The sequence below is a fragment of the Streptomyces sp. URMC 127 genome (assembly GCF_051386535.1).
Classification (GTDB): domain Bacteria; phylum Actinomycetota; class Actinomycetes; order Streptomycetales; family Streptomycetaceae; genus Streptomyces.
The window spans coordinates 1-24,765 of record NZ_JBPQTW010000098.1 but is presented as its reverse complement, the minus strand read 5'-3'; the positions used below and the strand labels follow the sequence as shown (position 1 = coordinate 24,765).

Sequence of the window (24,765 nt, the reverse complement as noted above, 5' to 3'; positions counted from 1 at the left end):
GGGAAGGGCGGCCGAGGGGGGCGCGGGGCGCGCCGCCGGCGAGCGGCCTAGTGGAAGACCCACTTCTGGTTGTTCCAGCCGTTGCAGGCCCAAAGCTGCACCCTGGCCCCGTTGTTGGGGATGGTGTTGGTGTCACCGTCGAGGCACTGGGCGCCCTGGGCGTTCTGGAGGTTGCTGCCGTTCCACATCCAGATCTGGTTGGTCCAGCCGTTGCAGGCCCAGAGCTGCACCTTGGCCCCGTTGTTGGGGATGGTGTTGAGGTCGCCGTCGAGGCACTGCGAGCGGTAGCCGTTCTGGATGGTGTAGTGGCCGACCGGCTGGTTGGGCACGGGGGTCCAGTACCAGCTCTGGTTGTCCCAGTTGTTGCAGCCCCAGAGCTGCACCTTGGCGCCGTTGCTGGGGATGGTGTTGCGGTCGCCGTCGAGGCACTGGTTGCCGAGGTTGTTGGTGAAGGCGGACGTGCGGTAGACGGTGTCGACGGCGGGTCTGCCGGAGGACGACCCGATGCCGGGCAGCTCGGCGAGGGACCTGACGTCCACGACCTGCTTCCCGGCGGCGGGCCCGGAGAGCGGCTGCGGCGCCGACGGCTGAGCCCCGGCCCCGGGGGCCAGAGCGAACCCGGCGGCACTGAGCCCGGCGGCAATACCGATCACTGCGCGGAAGGTGTACATGTTCGCCTCTTCTCCGACGAGGGGATGATGCCGGGGGCCATCCGGCCACAAGGCTCATGCACAGACCAGGGCGCGAGGCGAAATAAACAACCAAATTCCGGACGAAGTAAGGGGGCAGGCCCCGGGCGCCCCACCGATACGATGAGGCATCATGCGCATAGCAATCCCCATCGTGTTCGCCATAGGCGGTCTGGCCACGGTCATCTTCGGCCTGCGTCTCGTTTTCAACATCGGCGGCGCCGCCGACGCGCACGCGGCCGCGGCCCGCGCCCGCTCGGAACGCATCTACCGCCGCCTCACCGGCTCCAACAGCCTGACCATGCCGTCCGTAACCACCAGGGGCCTCACGACGACCAACTTCCGCTTCAGGGGCGTGGGCTTCGCCTTCGCGGGCCTCGTCATGCTGGCCGGGAGCGCACTGCTCCTGCTGATTCGCCACTGAAGAACTGCCGTCCGTGCGACGCCTTTCATCAGCGTTTCCGCACGCCCTTGCGGACGACGTAGAGCACGTGGTGGCAGTCATGCCGGATGCCACCATGTCGCCGGTCGGGGCCTTCCAGGTCGAGACCCAGGGTGAAACCCTCACCATCCCGTCCCGGATCTACAACGGCGTGCCACCCTCGGAGTCGGTACGTGCCCTGACCACAACACAGCAGACGATCCTGCACTGCCTCTATACCCGGCACCACGACGGCAGGGTCCGGCAGCACCACGTCGAACAGGTCGCGGGATCCCACGAGCCTTGGGTAGCCCCGTTCGTCGTCCAGTTGGCCGGCGAATACGTCGTGGAGATCCTGGAGGCGATCTCCCGAGGCCTCCCCGGCCTCACGGTTCCGCACTCGGCCAAGCGCAGGCTCTACGGCGAATTCCTCGCCCAAAACCCGGCGTTCTTCGCCCGCACGCAGCGGCGCGCGGTGAGCTACTGGTCGTGCTACTACCGCTGGAAGTACCCGTGGTTCGACGAATACCCGGGCGGCACCCTGATGGAGGCACTCCGGACGGCCGCGTCGGAACAGACCGGCAAACCGTGGCCCCGCTACACACCGCGAAGTCTCTGATAGGGCTTGAACCGTCTCCAAGACGCTTCAGGATTCGCACCCGGGATCAGGAATACCCAGAAATCCGAAGAGTTCCGCCCTCTGCTCCGCCACAGTGACCGCTTCCTCCGGGCCCGCCGGAGCCAGGACGTCCACTACTTCACCGCTCAGCTTCCGCTCCTCCCTGTCGAAGACGTACACCCACCTCGACCCCGTCATCTGGGACTGCATTCCAGAGCTGGTCACATCGCTCCGAGCACCCTGACAGCACAACAGAAGCCCCTCTTGTTCGAGAACCTTCCTGAAGCTGATGAGACAGCCCAGCAAACTCTCCCCCGAGTAAACGGCCTCTTCACCCGACTCCCTGCAGACGGTCAGGCTGTACGGATAGGAGCCATTCGGCGCCACTAGCACGGTCTCGACCACTGCACCATCTCGTGCACATTCAAGGCGGACAGAGGGGTTCATCCCCACTCCCTTGTGGTTGAGGTTCGAAGCCGGCCCGGTGGTCTTCACGCTGCGGTGGAAAGCGGCCTCACGGCTTGTGGGGGCGAACGTCAGAACAGGCTGGCAGCAGGGGAGGGGTGGGGGCGCGGGTTCGGTGGCTTATACCTGGGGCGGGTGAGTGGTCGGCCGCCCACCCGCAGGCATGACGGTAGGAGTTCGGCGCCCAACCACCAACCGACCCCAAGCAATCCCGAACCAACCCGAGCCTCCACCCCTCACCCTGCTTCAGACGGGAACCAAGCGCTAGTCCCGGTACCAATCTTCGCCGCCGCTCTCCAGACAGTTGACCACGTATCGCTCAAGGGAATCTGCGACCATACGGCGTTCATCGGTTTCATGATCCCAGACGAACACCTCGCTGCGATCGGGATTTCGCAGGAATGCGAACTGATCACCTCCGCCGTTATCACCGAAAAACAACATCGAATCAAACGAGCCATAGAGATCGACGAACGAGGAGTTCACTCGGAACGAAGCATTATCCTCAAGGATGCGCTCGGCAGACCAGATCAAATCCGTACCGTACTCGTCGACCACACCATTGACTTCAAGAAGAAGGTTCTTCAGGTCATCAGGAACAGTCTGGCCCAGACCTGCCTCGATCGCGTCAATCGCTGAACGACTCGCCGGAGGCCCGACTTCGCTCGCAGAATTCAGGCCAGAAATCAGCTCCTGCCACATACCGTCTCCCAAAGTCCCGAAAAAATCTGCTACTAACGAACACGCGGTGTAAACCAGTGGCCGACCTTGTCATCCACATGAGTAGCATAGTCCAACACCTCTTGCCGTGTCGGATTGGGGTGAGCTTCGTAGAATCGATTCCACAGGATCCGAATCTCACTCAGGTGCACCGAGTTGTTCACGGCACCCTTGGGAATCCCCCGAAGATTCTCGACGGAGTGGAGTTCATTCGGAGTAAAGAGACCGGGATATCTATTCAACACCTGCTGTTCGATTGCATGGTGCACGACAACCTTCCCCTTGAGATCCGGGTTAACCGCAAAGAAGTTTTCCTTATATTTATTCGTCGGTGAGTACCCGACAGACGCAGGCTGACGCGTCGGTATCCCCGTTCCGCTTTGCGGTGCCTTTCGCGGGCACTCTGGTGCGAGCCCATCCGGATCAATGGCGCTCCACGGATTCGGAACGTAAGCGTGGGGGTTCGGTGCCGGCGCCAGCCCGAGTGGGTCCGGGCTGAGGTACCGGCCGCCCTCGGCGTCGTAGTAGCGGAAGTAGTTGTAGTGCAGGCCCGTTTCGGGGTCGTGGTACTGGCCCGAGAAGCGGAGGGGGCAGTCCGCATCTCCGGTCGGGGCAGGGGACGGGAGGGGCGTGCCCCAGAGGGTTGTGCGGTGTTGCCAGGACAGTTCGCCGTCCGGCGTGACCAGTTCCGTGGGCGTGCCCACCACGTCCGTGACGACGGCGTGGAAGCGCGTGCCGAAGTCCCGTTCCGGGTCACCGTCCGCGAATTCCGCGATCAGCGACTTGCCCGCCGAGCGCACCAGCCGCATGCCGTCCGTCTGCGTCAAGGGGCGGTGCGTGCCCGGGGCGTAGTCCCAGGTCGTCGTCCGGCCGTCAGCCGTGGTCTGCTCGGCCAGCCTCGTGCCGTCCCATGAGAAGAACGTTTCGCGTGACGACGAAGCTCGCTTCGCTATGCGGCGGCCCAGCGGGTCGTACGCGTACTGCCAGCGCTCGCCCTCCGGTGTCACCGCCTCCCGCAGGCGGTCCTCCGCGTCCCACGCGTACGTCCACACCCGCGTCTGACCGTTGAGGAGCTTGCGGGTCTTCCGCGTCAGGCGGCCCTGCGCGTCGTGTTCGTACGTCGTGCGCCCCGCGCGGCGGATCAGCGTGCCGTCGAACTCCCGCCGCCCCGCAGCCGTGTGCGCCGGAGCCTCGGCGCTCGTGACGTTGCCCGCGCCGTCGTACGCGTACCGCTCGGTCCAGCCGTGGGCCCGCACCGTCGTGACGCGGCCCGTCCCGGTGAGGTCGAAGCGGCGCGTGCCGGAGGTCAGTTCGCGGATCTCGGCGAGGTAGCCGTCCTCGCGGTACGCGTACGAGCGGTGCTGCAGGAGGCGGTCGGCACCGCCCCGTACGACCTGAGTCGTCAAGCGGTCCGCCGCGTCCCAGTCCTGGGTGAGCGTCGCGCCCTCGCCCAGGCGGCGTTCGGTCTCCCGCCCCGCCGCGTCGTACGCGAAGGTCAGCCCGCCCGCGTCGCCGCGCAGCTCCACCGGGCGGCCCGCCGCGTCGTACGTCCACTCGGACGCGAGGCCGGACGGGGTGACCCGTCGCGTCCGGCGGCCGGCCGCGTCGTACGCGTACCGCACCGTCCGGCCGTTCACCGCCTCCGCCAGCACGCGGCCGAGCGCGTCCCGCTCGTAGACGACCTCCGCGTCGGCGTTCACCGCACGGATGAGATGGCCCGCGGCGTCGTAGGCGAACGTCGTGACCGCGTCGGCGTCGTCCGTCCGCTGCTCCGTCACGCGGCCCAGCGCGTCACGGGTGAAGTGCAGGGATTCGCCCGCGCCGTTCGTGCGGGTGGTCAGCCCGCCTGCCGCGTCGTGCGCGTACGTGAGCGTGCGGCCGTTGAAGTCCGTCTCCGACGTGAGCCGGCCCGCCGCGTCGTACGCGTACGACCACGTCAGGCCCTGCGGGTTCGTCACTCCCGTCAGGCGCAGCTCGGTGTCGTAGGCGAAGGCGTACGTCGTCCCGTCGGGGTCGGTCCGGGAGACCGGGAGGTCGAAGTGCCCGGCTTCGTGACGTGTGGTGTTGCCCGCGGTGTCCGTGTGACTCACGAGGTTGCCCTCGCCGTCCCACGTCCAGATCTCCGCCGTGCCGTCCGGGTACTCGCGCCGGGACGGCTTGCCCTCCGGCGTCCACGTCGTGCGGGTGACCCGGCCCAGCGGATCGACCGCCTCGACGATCCGGCCGAAGGGATCCCGGCGGACCGTCGTACGGTGGCCGAGCGGATCCGTGATCTCCACGGGGAGCCCGGCGGCGTCGCACGTGACCCGGGAGGTGTGGCCGAGCGCGTCGGTCACGGCGGCCAGGTGCCCGCGCTCGTCCTGGTCGTAGCGCGTCACCGCACCGGCCGGGTCCACCGTCGTGAGGACGTTGCCGCGGTCGTCGTACGTGTGGCGCCAGATCGCGCCGCCCGCCTCCGTGACCTCGACCGGCCGGCCGAGATCGTTGTACGTCGCCGAGGCCGTCGAGCCGTCCGGCAGGGTCACCTGCGCGAGGTTGCCCGCGTCGTCGTAGGCGTAGCGGGTGGTCCGCCCCAGCGGATCGGTCACCGAGAGGCGGTCCGCGCCCCGCTCGTCCCACTTGGTGACCGTCGTGCGGCCCAGCGGGTCGGTCTCCTCCGTGACCAGGGCGTCCGCGTTATAGCGGTACGTGCGCTCGTGGCCGAGGGAGTCGGTGACGGTGGTCGTGCGGGTCGCGGGGTCGTACGCGAGCGTCCCCGAGAGAAAACCGTCACTCCCCTCCGTACGGACCACGCGGCCGTCCGCGTCGTACGTGTAGCGGTACGAGGTGGCGTTGCGGTCGGTCCAGGAGGTTATTCGGCCCTCGGCGTCGTACGTGAAGCGCAGGGGCTTGCCGCTGGAGTTGGTGACCTCGGTCAGGTTGCCCGCGTCGTCGTAGCCGTAGCGGACGAGGGTCGTGCCGCGGCCGGGGGCGGTCGGCGGCTCGTACGGGGACGGGGGCTCGTCGAGGAGGCGCAGGGCCGTCACGCGTGCGCCGGCCGCGCCGACGACATCGGTCTCCACCGCCACGTACGAGCCGCCGGAGTGGCGAATCCCCGTGGGCGTGCCCGTCGCCGTGCGCTCGAAGTCGATGCGCGCGCCGTTGCGGTCCTCGATGCTCTCCAGCGGCAGCTGGAGGATGCCCGGCTCCTCGGTCGGGACCACGCCGCCGAAGGTGCGGGTGATGCCCGTCTGCGGATCGGCGATGGTCATCACACCGCCGGGCGTGCCGTCCCAGGTCAGGGGCCGCCGCGGGCCCTTCACCGGCAGGACCGGCTCGCCCGGCGCGGGCACGGGGTAGACGAGGCGCATGCCGTCCGCGGCGGCGTAGACGACGCCGTCGCCGTCGATCTGGACGCGTTCGTCGAAGGTCGAGGCCCAGGCCGGGCCGAACCAGGCGCCCGCCCGGTACGAGGAGACGTGCGTGCGCTCGACGACCAGCGGCAGCGCGCCGGGCAGGGTGACGTCCGTCGCCGGCAGCAGCATCGCGCCGGTCGCGACGTCGATGGGGTCGAGGGCGCAGTCGATGTTGACGGGGAGGCGGGCGGCCTGGGCGAGCTCGACGTCCATGGGGCGGACGCCCTTGAAGAGGTTGCGGTAGCCGCCGGCGGCACCGGCGTTCTTCGCGAGGGCGCCCATCCCGCCGAACATGCCGCCGTAGAGCATGCCGTCGTTGGCGGCGTTGCCGGCCTCGGTGAGGTTGATCCCGTCCTGCCGCCCCTGCGCGATGCGGATGGGCTGGGCGACGGCCAGGTTGACCGTCACGGACTCCAGGCCGCCGAACGCCGCCGCGGCCAGCGTCACGCCGGCCACTTCCGCCACGGTGGTGGAGACGACGACGCCGAGGGCCGCGCCGGCCTCCACGATCGCGGTGGCGGCGGCTCCGGCAGCGGGGGTGAGGGCACCACCGGTCGCCATGGCGAGCACGACAGCGGCGCCGAGGACGGCGAGATCCTCAATGATCTTTTCCCAGAGCTGGTCCATCGCCTTGTCGATGGCTTCGGCGAGCTTCTCCAGCCCGTCCGCCATCTTCTTCGACGACTCGGCGAGGTCGTGCAGCCAGCCGTCCTCCGAGCCCTTGGCGTACCGGTGCCAGAAGACCTCGAAGGCCTCGATGGCCTCGCCCTTGTTGTTGTGGATGAGGGACGTGGCCTGGTTGTTGACCGGCGTACGGACCTTCTCGACCTCACCCGCGAACTTGCGCCACGCCTTGGCGGCCTTGCGGAGCTTGTCGGCGTCGCCGTCGGGCCAGTAGAGGCCCATGTACTCGACGAGGAAGTGCTGGACCTTGTGCTTGACGCTCACTTGCCGGTACCGGCCTTACCGGGGTCGCCGCCCTTGGCGCCCTTCTTGGAGAACATCGACGCGATCAGCTTGTCGTTCTCGATGTGGCCGTCGGACATGTCGACCATGGCCTCGTGAATGCTCGCGAGGCCTGCGATAAGGATCTTCGCCTTGGCCTCGATCTTGGTGCGTGCCGGTTCGTACGACTCCCCGAACTGCTTGCCCTGGTCGTCCGCGCCCCACGGCTTGCCGAGCCCGTCGAGGGTGTCGGTCAGCTCCAACAGGGCGTCACGCAGCTTGCCGCTCTGCTCGCTGAACGTCGGCGCGGCGGACTTCAGGTCCGCGGTCTTGATGTCCAGCACCTTGCCGTCGCCCGGCCCGCCACCCATTTCCGTCTTCCCCATCACACTCGTCGCCGATGCCACATAATCGCACGGAGGTTCGGCGCACGGTTTTTTGACGTGCTGACAGCTCGGCCGCCCGGTGAGGAGAAGAGAGGAACAGGCACGTTGAACGTCGAGATCGCGCTGCCGGCGCAGGCCGGCTTCGGTGAAGGCCCCACCTGGGACACCGCAAGCCGTACGTTGCTCTGGGTCGACATGGGCGCATGCACAGTCCACCGGTTCAACCCTGCCGACGGCAGCAACACCACCACAGCATTCGGCCAGCCTGTCGCGGCGGCAAAACCCCGCACCGCCGGTCGGGGGCTGGTGCTCAGTCTGCGTGACGGGGTCGCCGTGACCGAAGCGGCCGGGCAACTCCGCTGGCTCGCCGACTGGTCATCGGACGGAGTACGCGGAAACGACGCTGCCGTCGACGGCGCGGGCCGGCTGTGGGTCGGCACGATCGCGAGCGAGTCCTCCCCGGGCTGGCTGGCCCGTATCCCGCCGCGGGGAAAGCCGGACATCGCAGCGGGCGGCCTGCGGATCAGCAACGGCATCGCCTGGAGCCCGGACACGACCCGCATGTATCACGTGGACTCGCCCACCCGGCGCATCGATGTCTTCGACTACGACATCGATACGGGGCGGGCCGCCAACCGCCGCGTGTTCGCGGACGTCACCGGCACGGCCGGGGTGCCGGACGGCATGTGCACCGATGCGGACGGCGGGGTCTGGGTCGCTCTGTTCCGTGCCGGGGCGATCCGGCGCTACGCCCCGGACGGACGCCTGGACCGCGAAATTCCCGTCCCCGCCTCCCTGACCACGGCCTGCAGTTTCGGCGGCCCGGGGCTGACCGACCTCTACGTCACCACAGCACGCCGCGACCTAGGTCCGGCGGAGCCGCTCGCCGGAAACGTCTTCGTCATCCCCGACGCCGCGCAGGGCCTGGAGCCGGTTGCTTTTGACGGCTGACCCCGGGACGCGGGGCATCCGCTGCCCGGTCTCAGCAGCTCACCTCGCCCTCGCCGTTGCACGTCGCGCACGGGGCCTCGTGCTGCCAGCCCTCCTCGTCCTCCCACTCGATCTTTCCGCTCCCCTGGCACGACGAGCACAGCGGCATCTGCAGCGATCCCCCGATCCGGTCGTATACGTCATACACGGCGTCCTCTTCCAGGAGGACCGCGTTCACCCCCGGCGGGGCGTTCTTGGTGACCTTGATCCGCAGGCGGCCTTCCCACGTCCCGGCGACGACGCCCTCGATCCCGTCGACCCACCCCGAACCGCTCGTCTCGACCCGGATCCTGTCGCCATCCCGGACAGCCACTGCCGACCACTCCCATCGCCCTCTGCCCCGCCAGAGAACCATGCTGGCGCTCACGGACAGTGGCAAACAACCCTCCCACTGTGGCAGCTCCGGGAGCGGCAACGCCGTGGACGCTCAGGGTCAGCCGAGCCAGACGACTTCAATGACGTACAAGCGCCGGGCCAGGCGGTTGATGAAGTAAACAACGGTCACCGGGCCGACTGCAGCCGCCCGGAGGTCCTCTCCCTCGGGGTCCGTTGTGTCCCACTGCGTGAAACCCCATGGAGCCCGGGCAGCGATGTCCGTCACGTCACGGACCATCTCCTGGGCATGGGCAGGCAGAACGCCGACGACCTTCGCAGCCGTCGGCGACAGGCGGACCTGCCATGACTGTCCTTCTGTCACTCGCGGGCTCCCAGCACCTGCTCCAGGTCCACGCCGTCCTCATCGTCCAGGCCACTTGCAGCGAACGCCTCGACGGCCGGTGCGGTGTCGAGACGCATCTGCCAAGTGCGCACCACTTCGTGCAGAGGAGTCAGCGTGTAGGTCGTCCGGGAATCCTCCAGGGCCTTCGCCCAGTCCCGCTCGAACGCCGGCTCCCACTGTGCAGCCCGATGGTGGGAGCGGATGCGGGTGATCAGCTGCGCCGCCGCGGTCGGGGCCGGCGGCTGGGGCGGGGCGGGCACGTGGTCGGGTTGAACGCTCATGCGTGTCCTCCGTACGGGGTCCTACCGCCACCGTAGCGCCGACACGCATCCTGCCGGCGCCCTTTGGTAGCGCGCGCATGCGCGGTGTACTCCGGCAACTCCGGGAGCAGGAGCGCCGCGTAGCCCGTGAAGCGGCGGGTGCCGCAGTGGTCGCACCTTGACGCGTCGCCCTCCTGCGTCCAGCCGCCCGTATGCGCGCACCGCGTCACGAGGCGGCCCACCGCGACGGTCATCCCGCGGTGCCCTGCGGTACGCGGTGCGTGTTGCGGAAGTGGCGGCGCAGCGCGATCGCGGCGTGCACCGCCTCCTCCCCGCCGCCGCACCTGGCTTCAGCCTCCCGCCGTGCGGCCTCCAGTTCCGCGCACGTCGCGCAACCGGCCGGGGACGCGGACGGTACAGCGTACGGCTCGGGTTCCGGCAGCTCCACGATGTGGCCGCCCACGCTCATCTGCAGCCGGCCCCCTTCGTCCCCGCGCAGCCTCAGCCGCACGGTTTCCCCCGCGTGGGCGGGGGCGCCGAGGATGAGCTCGGCGGCCAACGTCTCGGCTTCGCCCGCCAGTTCCACCATGCCGCGCTCCTTGAGGACGGCCCTCAGCACCGCCCGCACGACCGCCTGTGCGGTGACGTCGCGCGGCAGTTCGAGGGCGTACGTCCAGGGCTGCGTTACGGATACGGTTGCCATGAGGCCTCCCAACGGTGGCGTGGATTGGGCCATTGGGGTGGCCCGCGTCACACCGTAGCGACTCCATGGGATACATCCCCCGGAAAGCGGGGGATGCGGACCATAAGTAAGCCGTTTGAGCGACGTCGTCCTGCATACGTACGAGCAATGAAGGAACGCGATGCCACCCAGCACCCCCACACCGACCATCCGGCGGCGTCGCCTCGGCACCGAACTACGCAGGCTGCGCGAGCGAGCCGACCTGACGGCGACGGAAGCCGGGGCGCGGCTCGGAATTACGCAGTCCCGGGTCAGCAGCATCGAAGCCGGGCGCTACGGAGTCAGCGCAGACAGGGTCCGCACCTTCGCCATCACCTATGACTGTGCGGATCAGGCGCTGATCGAAGCCCTGGCTGCGATGACGGGTGAGCGGCGGCGGGGCTGGTGGGAGGAGTACCGCGACACGCTCCCTGGCGGCCTGACTGACCTCGCAGAACTCGAACACCACGCGACCGCACTACGCGTGGCTCAAGTGATCCACATTCCCGGGCTGCTGCAGACGACGGATCAAGCCCGCACGATTTTTCGCGAGGCCGTTCCGACGCTCCTGCCCCATGAGATCGAGTTCCGCGTTTCGCATCGCATCAAGCGGCAGGCGATCCTCTACCGCGACACGCCTCCGCCGTACACGGCAATCATCCACGAAGCGGCACTGCGCATGCAGTTCGGCGGCCGAGCCGTCGCCAAGGCCCAACTCGACCACCTGTTGGACATGGGCGAGCGAGCCGGCATCACCCTTCTGGTGATCCCGTTCGGTGGCGTGACGTTCCCGACGACCGGCCATGGAGTCGACTACTTCCACGGTCCGGTTCCTCAACTCGACACACTGATGCTCGACGTCGCCCCCGGTGGTGCCGTGCTGGATGCACCCGCACAACTGGAGAAGTACCGTCAGATGCTGGACCGCATGGAAACCATCGCCCTCGACCAGAAGGCGTCACGCGAACTCATCCACCACATCGCGAAGGCCATCTGAAGGGGAAGGGAATTGACTCACCTCAACTGGCAGAAGTCCTCGTACAGCGAAGAGGCGACCTCCTGCGTCTACCTGGCTGCAACCCGGACCGGCGAGATACTCCTCCGCGAGAGCGACGCCCCCGGCGTCATACTCGCCACAACCCCGGCGCGACTCCGCTCCTTCATAACCCGCATAAAGGCTGAACCGCCGGAGGTAGGGCTGTGACCGCGCTGCACTGGCAGAAGTCCTCGTACTGCGAGGCGGGCTCGACCTGCGTCCATCTTGCCGCCGCCCCGGGCGTCGTACTTCTCCGCGAAAGTGACGCCCCCGGCGTCATACTCGCCACGACCCCCGCGAGCCTCCGCCCGCTCCTCGCTCGCGTAAAAACGGGAACGCTCAGCGCGAGCGACCCCGGCGGCCGCCGGTACCCCCGTGTCCGGCGGCCGGCCTCGGTTGTTCCGGGGTCAAGCGTCGCCCACGGCCGGCGGCCCTCACCATAGGAAGATCTTCCTACCCCGCCGCGGATCCCCCGCTCAGGCGACGAGCCCCTCCGCCCGGGCCACCGCCAGCGTCGACACGCGGTTGTTCGTGCCGAGCTTGCGGTAGATCCGTTCCAGGTGGCGGTTCACCGTGTGGGGGGAGATCGCCAGGCGGCGGGCGATGGACGCCGTCGTGAGGCCTTCGGCCAGCAGGCCCAGGACCGTCGCCTCGCGGGGCGTCAGGTCGCCGATCGCCGCGGGCGCACCCGCGCTCCGCAGGCGCTGCATCTCGGCCAGGTGGTTGCCCATCGTCTGGATCACCGGCTGGAGGCGCCGCAGGAAGGCGACGTCGTGGGACATGAAGTCGCCCCGGCGGCCCAGCAGGGCGACGCACATGCCGCCGTTGCGGTGGGCGAGCGGGACGCCCACCTGCTGGTTGGCCCCGAAGTCGCGGCGGGCCTCCCGGTACCAGCTGGTGTTGCGCCAGTCGTCACAGATGTCGGCGATGTTCACCGGCTCCGTCTCGGTCAGGGCGTAGTCCAGCAGCGGGTGCCGCTGCTGGATGCGGCGCTGGACCAGGCCGTCCACGACCCGGCTCAGCGGCTCCGGCGCCCAGCCGACGACGGTCCCCGTGCCCTCCGCGACCCGCACGTGCGAAAACGTCGCCGAGTCGCAGCCCAGTGAGTCCAGCAGTTGCCGGGCCATCACGTGCCAGGCCGCGCCGGCGTCCTCGTTCTCCAGGACCGCGACGACGAGATCGAGCATCTGGCCGTAGTCCCGTGTGCGGAGTTGTGCTGCCATGGCAGAGCCCGCTCCCCCCTCGTGACCCCCGTCATCCCCGTTCCTTGTGAAGTTCCCCCGAAAATCAAACGGACAGCATCCCCCGCACTGCCCTCAGGACCAGCGGCCCGTCCGCCCCAGCAGCAGCGCCGTCGCCGCCGTTCCCGCCGTGGAGGTGCGCAGGACGCTCGCCCCCAGGCGGTACGGCTTGGCACCTGCCTCCGCGAAGGCCGCGAGCTCCTCCGGGGAGACGCCGCCCTCGGGGCCGACGACCAGGACGATGTCGCCCGTGGCGGGCAGCGCGGCCGTGGCGAGGGGCGCGCTGTGGCCCTCCTCGTGGAGGACGGCGGCGAAGGCCGCGCCCGCGAGCAGGTCCGCGACCTGCCGGGTCGTCATCAGGTCGCTCACCGTGGGGAAGCGCAGCCGGCGCGACTGCTTGCCGGCCTCCCGTGCCGTTGCGCGCCACTTGCCGAGGGACTTAAGTCCGCGCTCGCCCTTCCACTGGGTGATGCAGCGCGAGGCGGCCCAGGGCACGACGGCGTCGACGCCGGTCTCCGTCATCGTCTCGACGGCGACCTCGCCGCGGTCGCCCTTGGGCAGGGCCTGGACGACGGTGATGCGGGGCTCGGGGAGCGGCTCGGAGCGTACGGACGTCACGGCGACGTCCAGGTGGTCCTTGCCCTCGACGGCGGCCACGGTGCCGAAGGCGGCCGTGCCCTGACCGTCGGTCAGCCCGATCTCCTCGCCGACCCTGAGCCGGCGGACGGAGACGGCGTGGCGCCCTTCCGGGCCGTCGAGGGGGAAGACCGTACCGGGGAAGACCCCCGTCAGGGCGTCCTCCTCGACCAGGAACACCGGCGCTGTCATGACTTGCTCCCTCGCATCTCGCTCAACTTCCCCCGGGCCTCCTCCAGTTCCCCCATGAGGGTCGCCAGCAGCCCGGCCACCGGCAGCGGTCTCGCCAGGCGGTGACCCTGGCCCGCCCACAGGTTCATCGCCTGCGGGTCGCCCGCCGCCGCCGCGGCCTTGCGCAGCCCCGCCGTCAGGTAGTGCACCTGGGGGTACGCGGCGGGGGCGTACGGGCCGTGTTCCCGGATGAAACGGTTCACCAACCCTCGGGCCGGGCGGCCCGAGAAGGCCCGGGTCAGCTCCGTACCGCCGAACAGCGGGTCGGTCAGGGCCTGTTTGTGCAGCGCGTGCGCGCCGGACTCGGGGCAGGCGAGGAACGCGGTGCCGAGCTGCGCGGCGCAGGCGCCCGCGGCGAGGACGGCGGCTATCTGCTCGCCCCGCATCAGGCCGCCGGCGGCGATCACGGGCAGCTCGACGGCATCCCGGACCTGGGCGAGCAGGGCGAGCAGGCCGAGGCCCGCGCCCGTACCGTCGGCGTGCGGGTCGTCGCGGTGGGTGCCCTGGTGGCCGCCGGCCTCGACGCCCTGGGCGCACACGGCGTCCGCGCCGGCGTCGCGGGCGGCCAGCGCCTCGGCGGCCGAGGTCACGGTCACGACGGTGAGCGTGCCGGCGGCGCGGAGGGCGGCCACGGCCTCGGCCGACGGGCAGCCGAAGGTGAAGGAGACGACCGGCACGGGGTCGTCGAGGAGGATCGCGAGCTTGGCGTCGTAGGCGTCGTCGCAACCCTGGTCCCAGTCGCCGAGCGGCGTCTCGTACCAGGCGGACTCGCCGGCGAGCTGCTCGGCGTAGACCTCGACGGCGGCCGGGTCGGCCGCGGGCGGCTGGGGCATGAAGAGATTCACACCGAAGGGTGCGGCGGTACGGGCCCGGAGCTGCTTGATCTCCTCGTACATCGCCGCGGGCGTCTTGTAACCGGCGGCCAGGAACCCGAGGCCGCCCGCCTCGGAGACCGCGGCCGCGAGGGCGGGCCCGGAGGCGCCGCCCGCCATGGGGGCCTGCACGACCGGGTGCCGGCACAGGCCGGCGAGCGCGGAAGCCACCCTGGGTTCGTAAGCCATGCACACATCGTGTCACAGGCGGCGACGATCGCCGGACGGGTCTGCTACGGGCCCGTCCGGTGATCATCACTACGAGCGTTGCGGGCGCTCAGCGCCCGTTGAGCACATCCTTAAGCCGCGAAAACAGCCCCTGCTGCCCCGGCTTGAAGTCGCCCATCGGCCGCTCCTCGCCCCGCAGCTTCGCCAGCTGCCGCAGCAGATCCTCCTGCTGCGGGTCCAGCTTGCTGGGGGTGATCACCTCGACGTGGACGACGAGGTCGCCGCGGCCGCCGCCGCGCAGGTGCGTGACACCGCGCTGGTGCAGCGGGACCGACTGGCCCGACTGCGTGCCCGGGCGGATGTCGATCTCCTCGATGCCGTCCAGCGTCTCCAGCGGCACCTTCGTGCCGAGGGCCGCGGCCGTCATCGGGATGGTGACCGTGCAGTGCAGGTCGTCGCCGCGGCGCTGGAAGATCGGGTGCGGCTTCTCGTGGATCTCGACGTAGAGGTCGCCGGCGGGGCCGCCGCCGGGGCCGACCTCGCCCTCGCCCGCGAGCTGGATCCGGGTGCCGTTGTCGACACCGGCCGGGATCTTGACGGTGAGGGTGCGCCGCGAGCGCACGCGGCCGTCGCCGGCGCACTCCGGGCAGGGGGTCGGCACGACCGTGCCGAAGCCCTGGCACTGCGGGCACGGCCGGGAGGTCATGACCTGGCCGAGGAAGGAGCGGGTGACCTGCGAGACCTCACCGCGGCCGCGGCACATGTCGCACGTCTGGGCGGAGGTGCCGGGGGCCGCGCCCTCGCCGCTGCAGGTGGTGCAGACGACGGCGGTGTCGACCTGGATCTCCTTGGTCGTCCCGAACGCGGCCTCGTCGAGGGTCACTTCGAGACGGATCATGGCGTCCTGGCCGCGCCGGGTGCGCGAGCGCGGGCCGCGCTGCGACGCCTGTCCGAAGAAGGCGTCCATGATGTCGGAGAAGTTGCCGAAGCCCGCGCCGAAGCCACCGGCCCCGCCACCGCCGCCGGACGCCGAGAGCGGGTCGCCGCCGAGGTCGTAGACCTGCTTCTTCTGCGGGTCCGAGAGCACCTCGTAGGCGGCGTTGATCTCCTTGAACCGCTCCTGCGTCTTCGGGTCCGGGTTGACGTCCGGGTGCAGCTCGCGGGCGAGGCGGCGGAAGGCCTTCTTGATCTCGTCCTGCGAGGCGTCGCGCCGTACGCCCAGGACCGTGTAGTAGTCCGTGGCCACTTACGACTCCGCCAGGATCTGTCCGACGTAACGTGCCACTGCGCGTACCGCTCCCATCGTTCCGGGGTAGTCCATGCGGGTCGGTCCGACCACGCCGAGTTTGGCGACTGCCTCGTCGCCCGAACCGTAGCCGACGGCGACGACCGATGTGGAGTTCAGTCCCTCGTGAGCGTTCTCGTGACCGATGCGGACCGTCATCCCGGAGTCCGTGGCCTCGCCCAGCAGCTTCAGCAGCACGACCTGCTCCTCCAGCGCCTCCAGCACGGGGCGGATGGTGAGGGGGAAGTCGTGCCCGAAACGGGTGAGGTTGGCGGTGCCGCCGATCATGAGACGCTCCTCGGTCTCCTCGACGAGCGTCTCCAGCAGGGTGGCGAGCACCGTAGAAACGGTTCCGCGGTCCTCCTGCTCGAAGGACTCGGCGAGATCCGAGACCAGCTGCGGCACGTCCGTGAACCGGCGGCCCACGACGCGGCTGTTGAGCCGGGCGCGGAGGTCCGCCAGCGAGTTCTCCCCGATCGGGGCCGGGCAGTCGATCATGCGCTGCTCGACGCGCCCGGTGTCGGTGATCAGAACGAGCATGACGCGGGCCGGCGCGAGCGAGAGCAGCTCCACGTGGCGCACCGTCGAACGGGTCAGCGACGGATACTGCACCACGGCGACCTGCCGGGTCAGCTGCGCCAGCAGGCGGACCGTGCGCCCCACGACGTCATCCAGGTCGACGGCGCCGTCCAGGAAGTTCTGGATGGCGCGCCGCTCCGGGGTCGACAGGGGCTTGACGCCCGCGAGCCGGTCGACGAAGAGCCGGTAGCCCTTGTCGGTCGGGATGCGGCCGGCGCTGGTGTGCGGCTGGGCGATGAAGCCCTCCTCCTCCAGCGCGGCCATGTCGTTGCGCACCGTGGCCGGGGAGACGCCCAGCCGGTGCCGCTCGGTGAGGGCCTTGGAGCCGACGGGCTCCTCGGTGCCCACATAGTCCTGGACGATGGCGCGCAACACCTCGAGCCTGCGTTCGCTCAGCATCGCGCGCACCTCCAAGTCCAGACCGTCTTACGGGGCCGATCCTGGCACTCAGTGGTGGCGAGTGCCAAAGCCCTCCAGCCAGTGTACGGCCGTGCACCACAGGCAGGGCAAGAGCCGTCCGCGCCGTGCCCCCGTCGCGCACGGCCGGACGGGCAACCGTACCGCCCTCCCGCTAGCGTCCTGGTATGGACAGCGGGCAGCAAGGCCAGGGGGCGGAAGCGCGGTGGGAACGGCTCGCGCCGGGGGTCGCGCGCCGCCGAATGCCGGGGTGGGACGCCACGGCAGGGGTGATCGTCGGCAGTACGGGTGTGCTGCTCGTGGACACCGGGTCGACGGTGGCGGAGGGGGCGGAGCTCGGGCACGACGTGCGGGAGCTCTTCGGCCGGAGCGTGACGCATATCGCTCTTACGCACCCCCACTTCGACCACGTATTCGGCACGGCCGCGTTCCCGGGCGCGGAGGTGTACGGGGCCGTGGGCGCCGCCGAGCTGATGCGGCGCGAGCGCGAGGAGCTGCGCCTGGACGCGGAGCGGTACGGGCTCGCGCCCGCGGCCGCGGCGGAGGCCGCCGAGCGGCTCGTGGTGCCCCGGCACCCGGTCAGCGGGGAGCTGACGCTGGACCTGGGCGGCGGGCGGCAGGCGCTGCTGGCCAACCTCGGGCCCGCCCACACCGCGCACGACCTGGCGATCTTCGTCGCGGGCCGCGGCGGGGCGCCCGAGGTCGTCTTCTGCGGGGACGTCGTCGAGGAGTCCGGCGAGCCCCAGGCGGGCCCGGACGCCCTGCCCCGGCGCTGGCCCGCGGCCCTGGACCGGCTGCTGGCGCTGGGCGGCGAGAGCGCGGTCTACGTGCCGGGGCACGGGGCGGTGGTGGACGCGGCGTTCGTACGGGCGCAGCGGGACGCCTTGGCGGCGCGCTTCGGGGAGTCGTGACGTGCGGCGTGACGTGCGGCGTGACGTGCGGCTGTCCGCCTGTGCGGCTATCCGGCCGTGCGGCTGTCCGGCGGCTGACCGCGACGCGCCGCGGGAAGAATGATCTCCATGCGCAGCAGACAGTACGGTCCCGATCTCACCCCTCCGTGGAAGAAGCAGCAGCCCGCGCCCGAGGTGCCTGCGGACGTCGATCTCGTGGTCGAAGAGGTCACCACCGGGTTCTGCGGGGCGGTGATCCGGTGCGAGAAGACGGCCCAGGGGCCCACCGTCACCCTGGAGGACCGCTTCGGCAAGCACCGCGTCTTCCCGATGGAGCCGCGCGGCTTTCTCCTTGAGGGGCGCGTCGTCACCCTCGTGCGCCCCACGGCGGCCCGTACGCCCCAGGGGCCCGCGCGGACGGCCTCGGGTTCGATCGCCGTCCCGGGCGCGCGGGCACGCGTCGCTCGCGCCGGACGCATCTACGTGGAGGGCCGGCACGACGCGGAGCTCGTCGAGCGGGTGTGGGGCGACGACCTGCGCATCGAGGGCGTCGTCGTGGAGTACCTGGAGGGCGTCGACGACCTCCCGGCGATCGTCCGCTCCTTCGCCCCCGGGCCCGACGCGCGGCTGGGCGTCCTCGTGGACCACCTCGTGCCCGGCTCGAAGGAGTCGCGGATCGCGGCGGAGGTGACGGGCGAGCACGTCCTCGTCGTGGGTCACCCGTACGTGGACGTGTGGGAGGCGGTCAAACCCTCCTCCGTGGGCATCCCGGAGTGGCCGCGGGTGCCGCGGGGGCTGGACTGGAAGACGGGGGTGTGCGAGGCGCTCGGGTGGCGGCCGGTGAACACGGGGGCCGCTTGGCAGCGGATCCTTTCGAGCGTGCGGTCGTACAAGGACCTGGAGCCGGAGTTGCTGGGGAGGGTCGAGGAGCTGATCGACTTTGTGACGGTGGGCCCCTAGGAGGGCCGTTTCCCGGGGCTGCCGGCTTGTGGGCAGTCGTTCCGCAGGGCGGAACGGGTGGGCACAAGCCGGCCACCGGGCCGCACTCAGTCCACCAGGTCCCGCACCACCGCATCGGCCAGCAGCCGTCCCCGGAGGGTCAGCGCCGCACGGCCCTGCTCGTACGCCTCCGGCCGCAGGAGGCCGTCCGCCAGGGCCCGCGCGGCCGCCGACGCGCCCGCCGGCTTCAGGAGCGACAGCGGGCAGCCCTCCTCCAGGCGCAGTTCGAGGAGGATCCGCTCCACGCGCCGGTCCTCCTCCGAGAGGAGCTCCCGGCCCGCGCCCGGCGACCGGCCCTCGGCCAGTGCCTGGGCGTACGCGCCCGGGTGCTTGACGTTCCACCACCGCACGCCGCCGACGTGGGAGTGCGCACCGGGGCCCGCGCCCCACCAGTCGGCGCCGCGCCAGTAGAGCTCGTTGTGGCGGCAGCGGCCGGCATCGGTCGTGGCCCAGTTGGAGACCTCGTACCAGGAGAAGCCGGCGGCCGTGAGCGCGTCCTCGGCGATGAGGTAGCGGTCGGCGTGGACGTCGTCGTCGGTCATGGGGACCTCGCCGCGGCGGATCCGGCGGGCGAGCTGGGTGCCCTCCTCGACGATCAGGGCGTACGCGGAGACGTGGTCCGGCCCGGCGCCGACGGCCGCGTCCAGGGAGGCGCGCCAGTCGTCGTCGGACTCCCCCGGCGTGCCGTAGATCAGGTCGAGGTTGACGTGCTCGAAGCCGGCCGCGCGCGCCTCCGCGACGCACGCCTCGGGGCGGCCCGGGGTGTGCGTGCGGTCGAGGATCTTCAGGACGTGCTGCCGGGCGCTCTGCATGCCGAAGGAGATCCGGTTGAAGCCGCCCTCGCGCAGCTCGGCGAGGTAGCGCGGGTCGACGGACTCGGGGTTCGCCTCGGTGGTGATCTCCGCGCCGTCGGCGAGGCCGAACTCGTCGCGGATCGCGGCCAGCATCCGCACGAGGCCGGCGGCGGGCAGCAGGGTGGGCGTGCCGCCGCCGACGAAGACGGTCTCGACGGGGCGCGGGTCGTCGCCCAGGACCTTCCGTGCGAGACGGATCTCCTGCTCGACCGTCTCGGCGTAGTTGTCCCGCGAGGCGAGCGCGCCGCCGGAGCCGCGCAGCTCGCTCGCGGTGTACGTGTTGAAGTCGCAGTACCCGCAGCGCGTCGCGCAGTAGGGCACGTGCAGGTAGAACCCGAGCGGCCGCTGCCCGGCGCCGGTGAGGGCGTGGCGGGGCAGGGCCCCGTCCTCGGGCACGGGTTCGCCGTCAGGCAGTACGGAAGGCATGGGTCCATTGTCCGGCATCGCCGGAGCGGACCGGCCGGCGAGCCGGAGGGCACCCGGCCGGGAGCCTGCGGGACCCGGCCAGCGATGCCGGAGAGCATCCGGCAGGCTGCTCAGCGACCGCCGGCAGGCTCCTCGGCGACCGCCGGCCGGCTCCGGAGCGACCGCGGCCGGCTCTACTTCTCCCGGGCGCCCTCGTACATCTCGTCGATCAGGTGCTGGTAGCGCCGCTCGACCGCCGGCCGCTTGAGCTTCAGGCTCGGGGTGAGCTCGCCGTGCTCGACGTCCAGGTCGCGCGGCAGCAGCCGGAACTTCTTGATCGTCTGCCAGCGCTGGAGGCCCTCGTTGACCCGCTGTACGTAGCCCTCCACGAGCTCGACGGTCCGCGGGTCGGCGACGACCTCGGCGTAGGTCTTGCCGGCCAGGTCGTGCTCGGCGGCCCAGGCCATGAGGGTGGGCTCGTCGAGGGCGATCAGAGCGGTGCAGTAGTTGCGGTCGGCGCCGTGCACGACGGCGTTGGAGACGAAGGGGCACAGGGCCTTGAACCGGCCCTCGATCTCGGTCGGTGCGACGTACTTGCCGCCCGAGGTCTTGATCAGGTCCTTCTTGCGGTCGGTGATGCGCAGGTAGCCGTCGGGGGACAGCTCGCCGATGTCGCCGGTGTGGAACCAGCCGTCGCTCTCCAGGACCTCGGCGGTCTTCTCGGGCAGGCGGTGGTAGCCGGCCATGACGCCGGGGCCGCGCAGGAGGATCTCGCCGTCGTCGGCGATGCGGACCTCGGTGCCGGGCAGCGGCTTGCCGACCGTGCCGGTGCGGTAGGCCTCGCCGGGGTTGACGAAGCTGGCGGCGCTGGTCTCGGTGAGGCCGTAGCCCTCCAGGATGTGGATGCCGGCGCCGGAGAAGAAGTAGCCGATGTCCGGGGGCAGCGCGGAGGCGCCGGAGACGCAGGCGCGCAGCCGGCCGCCGAAGGCCTCGCGGATCTTGGCGTAGACGAGGGCGTCCGCGACGCGGTGCTTGGCGGCGAGCCCGAAGGGGACGGAGGCGCTGCCGGTGCGGCGGAAGTTCTCCTGGGAGGCCTTGGCGTACTCGCGGGCGACGTCGGCGGCCCAGCGGAAGATCTTGTACTTGGCGCCGCCGCCCTCGCGGGCCTTGGCCGCGACGCCGTTGTAGACCTTCTCGAAGATGCGCGGGACGGCCGCCATGTAGGTGGGGCGGACGGCCCGGAGGTTCTCGGCGATCCGGTCCTGGCGCCCGTCGACCGCGGTGACGTGCCCGGTGCTGATCTGGCTGCACGTCAGCACCTTGCCGAAGACGTGCGCGAGGGGCAGCCACAGGAACTGCACGTCGTCGGGGCGGACCATGCCGGTGGCCTGGATGGCGCGAGCCATGTACGACCAGGTGTCGTGGGGCAGGCGCACGCCCTTGGGGCGGCCCGTGGTGCCGGAGGTGTAGATGAGCGTGGCGAGCTGGTCGGAGCGCAGGGCCTTGATGCGCTCGCGGACCGTCTCCGGGTCGGCCGCGAGGCGGGCGGCGCCGCGCCGCTCCAGCTCGGCGAGGGAGAGCACCCAGCCCTCGGGGTCGCCGTCGGCGGGGACGGCGTCCTTCTCCTCGACGACCACGACGTGCGCGAGGCCGGGCAGGTCGGCGCGGTGCTGCCGGGCCTTGGCGAGCTGGGCCGCGTCCTCGGCGATGAGCACGCGGCTCTCGGAGTCGGAGAGGATGAACGCCGTCTCCTCGGCGTTGGTGCTGGGGTAGATGGTGGTGGTCGCGGCCCCGGAGCAGAGCACTCCGAGGTCGGTGAGGATCCACTCCACGCGGGTGGTGGAGGAGAGGGCGACCCGCTCCTCGGGCTGCACGCCGAGGTCGACCAGGCCCGCGGCGATCGCGAAGATACGCTCGGCGGCCTGGCCCCAGGTGAGCGAGGCCCAGGTGTCGGGACCCTGGCCGGCGGGGGCGGGGACCGGGTAGCGGTAGGCCTCCGCGCCGGGCGTCGCCCCGACGCGTTCGAGGAGGATCGTCGCCACGGAGGGCGGACGGTTCTCGATCAAAGCCTGTGTCTCGGTCACGGCGTCCTCCGGGGCCCGATTCGTTGCTGGTGACTCACGAGTAACCTTCCAAGCAGTGATCAGCGTAAGCGGCCCGGGCCCGTGGCGTAAGAGGGTGAGAAGGGCTTGTCGAAGCTGTGACCGGCGACGGCGCGGAGGGCGGCCCGGAGCGCCCGGAACATGCGGAAGCGCCCGCTCCCAGGGGTGGGAACGGGCGCTTCGGGTGACCGGCCGGGAGCGGGCTTACTTCTTGCCCTTCTCCCCCGACTCGTCGCTGGACAGCACCGCGATGAAGGCCTCCTGCGGGACCTCCACGCTGCCGACCATCTTCATCCGCTTCTTGCCTTCCTTCTGCTTCTCCAGCAGCTTCCGCTTACGGGAGATGTCACCGCCGTAGCACTTGGCGAGGACGTCCTTGCGGATGGCGCGGACGGTCTCGCGGGCGATGACGCGGGAGCCGATCGCGGCCTGGATCGGCACCTCGAAGTTCTGCCGCGGGATGAGCTCGCGCAGCTTGGCGACGAGCCGCACGCCGTACGCGTACGCCTTGTCCTTGTGGGTGATCGCGGAGAAGGCGTCGACCTTGTCGCCGTGCAGCAGGATGTCGACCTTGACCAGCTCGGAGGTCTGCTCGCCGGTGGGCTCGTAGTCGAGGGAGGCGTAGCCGCGGGTCTTGGACTTCAGCTGGTCGAAGAAGTCGAAGACGACCTCGGCGAGCGGGAGGGTGTAGCGGATCTCGACGCGGTCCTCGGAGAGGTAGTCCATGCCCAGCAGGACGCCGCGGCGGGTCTGGCACAGCTCCATGATCGCGCCGATGAACTCGCTGGGCGCGAGGATCGTGGCGCGCACGACCGGCTCGTGGACCTGGGCGATCTTGCCGGTCGGGAACTCGCTGGGGTTGGTGACGGTGTGCTCGCTGCCGTCCTCCATGTCGACGCGGTAGACCACGTTCGGCGCGGTGGCGATCAGATCGAGGCCGAACTCGCGTTCGAGGCGCTCGCGGATGACCTCCAGGTGGAGCAGGCCGAGGAAGCCGACGCGGAAGCCGAAGCCGAGCGCCGCGGACGTCTCCGGCTCGTAGACCAGGGCCGCGTCGTTGAGCTGCAGCTTGTCCAGGGCCTCGCGGAGCTCCGGGTAGTCCGAGCCGTCCAGCGGGTAGAGGCCCGAGAAGACCATCGGCTTCGGGTCCTTGTAGCCGCCGAGGGCCTCGGTGGCACCGCCCTGGAACTGGGTGATGGTGTCACCCACCTTCGACTGGCGGACGTCCTTCACGCCGGTGATCAGATAGCCCACCTCACCGACGGAGAGGCCGTCGGCCGGGAGCATCTCGGGCGAGTTGGTGCCGATCTCCAGCAGCTCGTGCGCGGCGCCCGTCGACATCATCCGGATGCGCTCGCGCTTGCTGAGCGTGCCGTCGACGACCTTCACGTACGTGACCACGCCGCGGTAGGCGTCGTAGACGGAGTCGAAGATCATCGCGCGGGCGGGGGCGTCCTTGACGCCGACCGGGGCCGGGACGTCGCGCACGACGCGGTCCAGCAGCTCGGGCACGCCGACGCCGGTCTTGGCGGAGACCTTGAGGACGTCCTCGGGGTCGCAGCCGACGAGGTTCGCGAGCTCGGCGGCGAACTTCTCCGGCTGGGCGGCAGGCAGGTCGATCTTGTTGAGGACCGGGATGATCGTGAGGTCGTTCTCCATCGCCAGGTAGAGGTTGGCGAGGGTCTGGGCCTCGATGCCCTGCGCGGCGTCGACCAGGAGGATGCAGCCCTCGCACGCGGCGAGCGAGCGCGAGACCTCGTAGGTGAAGTCGACGTGACCAGGCGTGTCGATCATGTTGAGGATGTGGGTCTTCCCCGCGTCCTCGGAGGGCGCCCACGGCAGACGGACCGCCTGGGACTTGATCGTGATGCCGCGCTCGCGCTCGATGTCCATCCGGTCGAGGTACTGCGCGCGCATCTGCCGCTGGTCGACCACGCCGGTCAGCTGAAGCATCCGGTCGGCGAGCGTCGACTTGCCGTGGTCGATGTGCGCGATGATGCAGAAGTTACGGATCAGAGCCGGGTCGGTACGGCTCGGCTCGGGCACGTTGGTAGGGGTCGCGGGCACGCAGGATCCATTCGGTGACTTCGGCGTTGGTACGCCAGTCTCGGCGGGAGTCGGGTATACGACCCCTCCATCGTCCCATGAGCGGCGGCCGTCGTCCGGTTTGGGCGGCCGGAGGGGCTGCTGGTAGCCTGGTCCACTGTGCTTCGCGACCCTCTCACGCGTGCGGCACACATCTCGAAATCCAACGAACCTGAAAAGGCTCTTTCGTGGCGAACATCAAGTCCCAGATCAAGCGGAACAAGACCAACGAGAAGGCGCGCCTGCGCAACAAGGCCGTCAAGTCCTCGGTCAAGACCGCTGTCCGTGCGGCCCGCGAGGCCATCGTCGCCGGTGACGCCGACAAGGCCACCGCCGCCGTCGCCTTCGCCGGCAAGAAGCTCGACAAGGCCGCCAGCAAGGGTGTCCTGCACAAGAACGCCGCCGCCAACAAGAAGTCGGCGCTGGCCAAGCAGGTTGCCGCCCTCAAGGGCTGAAGCCTCTCCGGGGTGTGAACCCCGGTCCTTCGCCGGTATCGGAACCAGCGACCCCTCTACCGCTCCGGTCCGGCACCCCGCCGCGCTCGGTCGTTCGCCACGCGGGCGCGGCATGAGCCTTTCGGCTCGATGAACGATCCCGGTGCCCCGGGCCGCCCTTTCCCCAAGGACGGCCCGGGGC

Annotated in this window: 27 protein-coding genes; 9 read left to right on the top strand and 18 right to left on the bottom strand. The window is 70.4% G+C overall.

Annotated features, from left to right (window positions below):
* Window positions 1–47: 47 nt before the first annotated feature.
* Entirely contained in the window at window positions 48–671 is a 624-nt protein-coding gene (locus tag ACSNOH_RS19970) for an RICIN domain-containing protein (protein ID WP_436722742.1), read from the bottom strand.
* Window positions 672–822: 151 nt separating this feature from the next.
* On the opposite strand from ACSNOH_RS19970, the gene ACSNOH_RS19965 reads away from it, so the two are divergent.
* Both ACSNOH_RS19965 and ACSNOH_RS19960 read left to right on the top strand, forming a co-directional pair.
* A complete protein-coding gene (locus tag ACSNOH_RS19965; RefSeq protein ID WP_436722741.1) occupies window positions 823–1,113 on the top strand; it encodes a hypothetical protein in 291 nt (96 codons plus the stop codon).
* Window positions 1,114–1,192: 79 nt separating this feature from the next.
* Window positions 1,193–1,729: a hypothetical protein gene (locus tag ACSNOH_RS19960; RefSeq protein WP_436722740.1), complete on the top strand. Its 537-nt coding sequence runs from the start codon at window positions 1,193–1,195 to the stop codon at window positions 1,727–1,729.
* Between the two features lie 27 nt (window positions 1,730–1,756).
* Here the strand turns inward: ACSNOH_RS19960 and ACSNOH_RS19955 are convergent, their stop codons facing one another.
* The 4 genes from ACSNOH_RS19955 to ACSNOH_RS19940 all read right to left on the bottom strand — a co-directional run bounded on the left by ACSNOH_RS19955 (window position 1,757) and on the right by ACSNOH_RS19940 (window position 7,640).
* On the bottom strand, window positions 1,757–2,134 hold the full coding sequence (locus ACSNOH_RS19955) for a hypothetical protein (protein WP_436722739.1): 378 nt from the start codon (window positions 2,132–2,134) through the stop codon (window positions 1,757–1,759).
* Window positions 2,135–2,458: 324 nt separating this feature from the next.
* Window positions 2,459–2,896, bottom strand: a complete 438-nt coding sequence (locus tag ACSNOH_RS19950; RefSeq protein ID WP_436722738.1) for an SMI1/KNR4 family protein — start codon at window positions 2,894–2,896, stop codon at window positions 2,459–2,461.
* 32 nt (window positions 2,897–2,928) lie between these two features.
* Entirely contained in the window at window positions 2,929–7,215 is a 4,287-nt protein-coding gene (locus tag ACSNOH_RS19945; RefSeq protein ID WP_436722743.1) for a DUF6531 domain-containing protein, read from the bottom strand.
* 38 nt (window positions 7,216–7,253) lie between these two features.
* On the bottom strand, window positions 7,254–7,640 hold the full coding sequence (locus tag ACSNOH_RS19940) for a hypothetical protein (protein WP_436722737.1): 387 nt from the start codon (window positions 7,638–7,640) through the stop codon (window positions 7,254–7,256).
* Between the two features lie 105 nt (window positions 7,641–7,745).
* On the opposite strand from ACSNOH_RS19940, the gene ACSNOH_RS19935 reads away from it, so the two are divergent.
* Window positions 7,746–8,591, top strand: coding sequence for an SMP-30/gluconolactonase/LRE family protein (locus ACSNOH_RS19935; RefSeq protein WP_436722736.1), 846 nt, complete (start codon window positions 7,746–7,748; stop codon window positions 8,589–8,591).
* Between the two features lie 31 nt (window positions 8,592–8,622).
* Here the strand turns inward: ACSNOH_RS19935 and ACSNOH_RS19930 are convergent, their stop codons facing one another.
* From ACSNOH_RS19930 to ACSNOH_RS19910, 5 genes are all read right to left on the bottom strand, one after another.
* Window positions 8,623–8,943, bottom strand: coding sequence for a hypothetical protein (locus tag ACSNOH_RS19930; protein WP_436722735.1), 321 nt, complete (start codon window positions 8,941–8,943; stop codon window positions 8,623–8,625).
* Window positions 8,944–9,063: 120 nt separating this feature from the next.
* A complete protein-coding gene (locus ACSNOH_RS19925; RefSeq protein ID WP_436722734.1) occupies window positions 9,064–9,327 on the bottom strand; it encodes a hypothetical protein in 264 nt (87 codons plus the stop codon).
* Window positions 9,324–9,629 carry a DUF6247 family protein gene (locus tag ACSNOH_RS19920; protein ID WP_436722733.1) on the bottom strand — a complete coding sequence of 102 codons (306 nt, stop codon included), beginning with the start codon at window positions 9,627–9,629 and terminating at the stop codon, window positions 9,324–9,326. Before ACSNOH_RS19920 ends, ACSNOH_RS19925 begins: the two co-directional genes overlap by 4 nt.
* Window positions 9,626–9,862: a DUF6255 family natural product biosynthesis protein gene (locus ACSNOH_RS19915; protein WP_436722732.1), complete on the bottom strand. Its 237-nt coding sequence runs from the start codon at window positions 9,860–9,862 to the stop codon at window positions 9,626–9,628. Before ACSNOH_RS19915 ends, ACSNOH_RS19920 begins: the two co-directional genes overlap by 4 nt.
* Window positions 9,859–10,311, bottom strand: coding sequence for a hypothetical protein (locus tag ACSNOH_RS19910; protein ID WP_436722731.1), 453 nt, complete (start codon window positions 10,309–10,311; stop codon window positions 9,859–9,861). Before ACSNOH_RS19910 ends, ACSNOH_RS19915 begins: the two co-directional genes overlap by 4 nt.
* A 160-nt stretch (window positions 10,312–10,471) precedes the next feature.
* Here ACSNOH_RS19910 and ACSNOH_RS19905 point away from each other — a divergent pair, with 160 nt between their 5' ends.
* The 3 genes from ACSNOH_RS19905 to ACSNOH_RS19895 are packed head-to-tail and all read left to right on the top strand — an operon-like array spanning window position 10,472 to window position 11,808.
* A complete protein-coding gene (locus ACSNOH_RS19905; protein WP_436722730.1) occupies window positions 10,472–11,326 on the top strand; it encodes a helix-turn-helix domain-containing protein in 855 nt (284 codons plus the stop codon).
* 12 nt (window positions 11,327–11,338) lie between these two features.
* A complete protein-coding gene (locus ACSNOH_RS19900; protein WP_436722729.1) occupies window positions 11,339–11,533 on the top strand; it encodes a DUF397 domain-containing protein in 195 nt (64 codons plus the stop codon).
* Window positions 11,530–11,808, top strand: a complete 279-nt coding sequence (locus ACSNOH_RS19895) for a DUF397 domain-containing protein (RefSeq protein WP_436722728.1) — start codon at window positions 11,530–11,532, stop codon at window positions 11,806–11,808. The genes ACSNOH_RS19900 and ACSNOH_RS19895 overlap by 4 nt, the downstream gene beginning before the upstream one ends.
* 33 nt (window positions 11,809–11,841) lie before the next feature.
* Here the strand turns inward: ACSNOH_RS19895 and ACSNOH_RS19890 are convergent, their stop codons facing one another.
* The 5 genes from ACSNOH_RS19890 to hrcA all read right to left on the bottom strand — a co-directional run bounded on the left by ACSNOH_RS19890 (window position 11,842) and on the right by hrcA (window position 16,776).
* Complete coding sequence (locus tag ACSNOH_RS19890) at window positions 11,842–12,588, bottom strand: response regulator transcription factor (RefSeq protein ID WP_436722727.1); 747 nt, start codon at window positions 12,586–12,588, stop codon at window positions 11,842–11,844.
* Between the two features lie 93 nt (window positions 12,589–12,681).
* Window positions 12,682–13,434, bottom strand: coding sequence for a 16S rRNA (uracil(1498)-N(3))-methyltransferase (locus ACSNOH_RS19885; RefSeq protein WP_436722726.1), 753 nt, complete (start codon window positions 13,432–13,434; stop codon window positions 12,682–12,684).
* On the bottom strand, window positions 13,431–14,534 hold the full coding sequence (locus tag ACSNOH_RS19880; protein ID WP_436722725.1) for a nitronate monooxygenase: 1,104 nt from the start codon (window positions 14,532–14,534) through the stop codon (window positions 13,431–13,433). The genes ACSNOH_RS19885 and ACSNOH_RS19880 overlap by 4 nt, the downstream gene beginning before the upstream one ends.
* Window positions 14,535–14,622: 88 nt before the next feature.
* Entirely contained in the window at window positions 14,623–15,759 is a 1,137-nt protein-coding gene (gene dnaJ / locus ACSNOH_RS19875) for a molecular chaperone DnaJ (protein WP_436722724.1), read from the bottom strand.
* Window positions 15,760–16,776, bottom strand: a complete 1,017-nt coding sequence (gene hrcA / locus ACSNOH_RS19870) for a heat-inducible transcriptional repressor HrcA (RefSeq protein WP_436722723.1) — start codon at window positions 16,774–16,776, stop codon at window positions 15,760–15,762. It abuts the gene before it with no gap.
* A 185-nt stretch (window positions 16,777–16,961) separates the two neighbouring features.
* On the opposite strand from hrcA, the gene ACSNOH_RS19865 reads away from it, so the two are divergent.
* Entirely contained in the window at window positions 16,962–17,705 is a 744-nt protein-coding gene (locus tag ACSNOH_RS19865; protein ID WP_436722722.1) for an MBL fold metallo-hydrolase, read from the top strand.
* Between the two features lie 108 nt (window positions 17,706–17,813).
* Window positions 17,814–18,644, top strand: a complete 831-nt coding sequence (locus ACSNOH_RS19860; protein ID WP_436722721.1) for a DUF3097 domain-containing protein — start codon at window positions 17,814–17,816, stop codon at window positions 18,642–18,644.
* A gap of 86 nt (window positions 18,645–18,730) precedes the next feature.
* On the opposite strand, the gene hemW is transcribed toward ACSNOH_RS19860, so the two are convergent.
* The 3 genes from hemW to lepA all read right to left on the bottom strand — a co-directional run bounded on the left by hemW (window position 18,731) and on the right by lepA (window position 24,111).
* Window positions 18,731–19,963 carry a radical SAM family heme chaperone HemW gene (hemW, locus tag ACSNOH_RS19855; protein ID WP_436722720.1) on the bottom strand — a complete coding sequence of 411 codons (1,233 nt, stop codon included), beginning with the start codon at window positions 19,961–19,963 and terminating at the stop codon, window positions 18,731–18,733.
* A 173-nt stretch (window positions 19,964–20,136) separates the two neighbouring features.
* A complete protein-coding gene (locus ACSNOH_RS19850; protein ID WP_436722719.1) occupies window positions 20,137–22,026 on the bottom strand; it encodes an AMP-dependent synthetase/ligase in 1,890 nt (629 codons plus the stop codon).
* A 222-nt stretch (window positions 22,027–22,248) separates the two neighbouring features.
* The gene (gene lepA / locus ACSNOH_RS19845; protein ID WP_436722718.1) at window positions 22,249–24,111 is read right to left on the bottom strand and encodes a translation elongation factor 4; all 1,863 of its coding nucleotides are present in this window, start codon (window positions 24,109–24,111) and stop codon (window positions 22,249–22,251) included.
* 206 nt (window positions 24,112–24,317) lie between these two features.
* Here lepA and rpsT point away from each other — a divergent pair, with 206 nt between their 5' ends.
* Window positions 24,318–24,584: a 30S ribosomal protein S20 gene (gene rpsT / locus ACSNOH_RS19840; protein ID WP_436722717.1), complete on the top strand. Its 267-nt coding sequence runs from the start codon at window positions 24,318–24,320 to the stop codon at window positions 24,582–24,584.
* Window positions 24,585–24,765: the final 181 nt, after the last annotated feature.